Below are 2,994 nucleotides of genomic sequence, written 5' to 3'. Positions count from 1 at the left end.
GCGAACGGCGACGAAGACGGCTACCGCGACTTCGCCGACCGGTATCGCAAGAGGGCCACCGAGGTTGGCTACGAGGGGCATATCGCGTTGGCGGAGGCGATGACATGACGGCATGCGTCGCTTGTGGTACCGAGTTGCAGCCGAACGCGAAGTTCTGTTTCGAGTGTGGTGCACCCGTCACGGTGGATCATCGACCGGCCGAGTACAAGCAGGTGACGGTGTTATTCGCTGATGTGGCGCATTCGATGGATATCGCTTCGGTGGTGGGTGCCGAGCGGTTGCGGGAGATCATGACCGGGTTGTGTGACCGGTGTGCGGCGGTGGTGCAGCGGTTTGGCGGCACCGTGGACAAGTTCACCGGCGACGGCATTATGGCGGTGTTCGGTGTGCCGGTGGCGTTGGAGGATCACGCGCTGCGGGCGTGCCTGGCGGCGTTGGAGATCCAACGCGGGAGTGCGGCGCCCGGTGACGTTGGACTGCAGCTACGAGTCGGCCTGAACTCGGGCGAGGTGGTCGTCGGTGAGGTCGGGCCGGGCAGTTATACCGCGACCGGCGAGCCGGTCGGTCTCGTGCAACGGATGGAGTCGGTGGCTCCACCGGGTGGGGTGCTGCTCAGCGAATCCACCGCACGTTTGGTCGAAGACGTCGCCACGTTGGGCGAGCCGGAGTTGGTGCAGATCAAGGGCGCGGCCGAGCCGGTGCTCGTGCGCCGGCTGTTGGCGGTGTCGCCGGAGCATCGACACACCGGCCGGCGGGATCCGTCACTGGTTGGCCGCAGCTGGGAGATGGGCGCGCTCACCGGCATACTCGATCAGGCGATCCGCGGTACCGGGTGCGTGGTGGGGGTGGTGGGGCCGCCCGGTATCGGCAAGAGCCGCATTGCCCGCGAGGTGACCGCCCTCGCGCAGAGCCGCGGCGTGGAGGTGTTCACCGCCTACTGTGAGTCGCACGCCAGTGAGATCCCGTTCCATACGGCGACATCGTTGCTGCGCACCGTATTTCGGGTCAGCGGCGTTGCTGACGAGGCGGCACGCGCGCGAGTCCGACAGCGAGCGTCTGACGCTGATCCGCAGGATCTGCTGCTGCTTGAGGATCTGCTCGGCATTCGAGACAGCAGTGTCGAATTGCCCAGCATCGATCCGGATGCCCGGCGCCGTCGGCTGACTCGGTTGGTCAATACCGTCTCGCTGGCGCGCACCACGCCCGCGGTCTATGTCGTTGAGGATGCGCACTGGATCGACGAGGTCAGCGACTTGCTGCTGGCGGATTTCCTGGCAGTGATCCGCCAAACCCCGTCGCTGCTCTTGGTCACCTCCCGGCCCGAATACCATGGCGCGCTGAGTCACATAATCGGTGCACAAACGATTGTGCTTACGCCGCTGAGCGATTCGGAATCATCGGCCTTGATCACCGCTTTACTTGGGCAGGACCCGTCGGTGAGTGGGCTGGCCACCACTATCGCCGAGCGTATCGCCGGGAACCCGTTCTTTGCTCAGGAGATGGTGCGTGATCTGGCCGAGCGCGGTGTGCTGCAGGGGAGGCGAGGGGCGTATCTGCTTGTCGGTGCGCCCGACGTCGTCGTACCGGCGACTCTGCAGGCCACCATCGCCGCCCGCATCGACCGGCTCGACCCGGTTGCCAAACGGACCCTGAGCACCGCCGCGGTGATCGGGATGCGGTTCAGTGCTGAGCAATTGGCGCTGCTGGATGACGAAGCACAGATCGACCGGTTGCTCGCTGCTGAACTGGTGGATCAGGTGCAGTTCACTTCGCAAGCGGAGTTTGCCTTCCGCCACCCGTTGATTCGGGCGGTGGCCTACGGATCACAGCTCAAGGCCGACCGTGCCGAACTGCACCGGCGCCTGGCCACCGCAATCGAACAACGCCACCCGGATCTGCTCGACGAGAACGCGTCGCTGATCGCCGAGCACTTCGAGGCCGCCGAGGATCTACCGGCGGCGTACGGCTGGCATATGCGTGCAGGGGCATGGGCGCAATACCGTGACATCAGGGCTGCGCGTGTCAGTTGGGAGCGAGCTCGCGCGGTTGCCGACAGGCTGCCTGCCGACGACCTGGGCAGCGCACCGATGCGTATCACCCCGCGGACCCTGTTGTGCGGGAGCACCAGCTGGGTCAGTGGCACCGTCTCAAGCGCTGGCTTCGACGAACTGCGTGACCTGTGCACCGCCACCGGCGACAACGTATCGCTGGCGATCGCCATGACCGGCCTGATGACAGCGCTGGTGTTCCACAACCAGTTCAACAAATCGGCGTCTATTGCGTCGGACTGCAGCAGGTTGCTCGAGTCGATCGGCGATCCGACCCTGACCGTTGGCATTTTGATCGCACCAGGGAATGTCCTTTTGCAGGCAGGGGAGGCGGCCGAAAGTCTGCGCTTGGTGCAGCGCGTCATCGACCTGGCCCAAGGCGATCCCACGAAGGGCAACCTGCTGGTCGGTTCACCGTTGGCGCTGGCGATCATGTTGCGTGGCTCCTGCCGATATTGCCTCGGGCTTTCGGGCTGGAAGGACGACCTCGATCAGGCGCTCACGATGGCCCGCAGCGTCGACGCGAGGTCCTACTGTGCCGCCGTGGTGGCTAAGTACGGCTTCGCCGCCCACGTCGGGGTATCGTTGCCGGACGCGGCGGCTGACCGCGACACGGCCCAAGCGCTGGAGATGGCCGAACATTCCGGCGACGACTTCGCGGTGGATGCCGCGCGGTGGAGTCGCGGCCTCGTCCTCGTCAATCGGGGCGGTTCGCACCGTGGTGCCGGCTTGGCGCTGCTCGCCCAGTGGCGCGAAGCTCAACTGCGGCACGGATTCGCAGACAACGCGGTGAGGTTTGTCGACACCGAGCTCGCCAGGGAGAAGGCCAGGCTTGGGGATGTCGACGGTGCCATTGGGCTAGCTCGTGCGGTGGTGGACTACCTGTTCGACGCGGGTGAGATGATCACCCGCGGCGAGGCAACCAGAGTCTTCGTGGAAGCACTGC

General features: G+C 65.5%; 1 protein-coding gene. It reads left to right on the top strand.

Going from position 1 to position 2,994, the window contains the following annotated elements; all coding sequences use genetic code 11:
- Positions 1–104: 104 nt before the first annotated feature.
- Positions 105–2,994 (top strand): AAA family ATPase (locus AC2VOP_RS14415; RefSeq protein ID WP_486961606.1); only part of this gene is annotated, 2,890 nt, incomplete at its 3' end.

The sequence above is a fragment of the Mycobacterium sp. TH-M106 genome (assembly GCF_057473765.1).
Note: the sequence above shows the minus strand (reverse complement) of the source record. Positions and strands in the feature narration are given on the sequence as shown.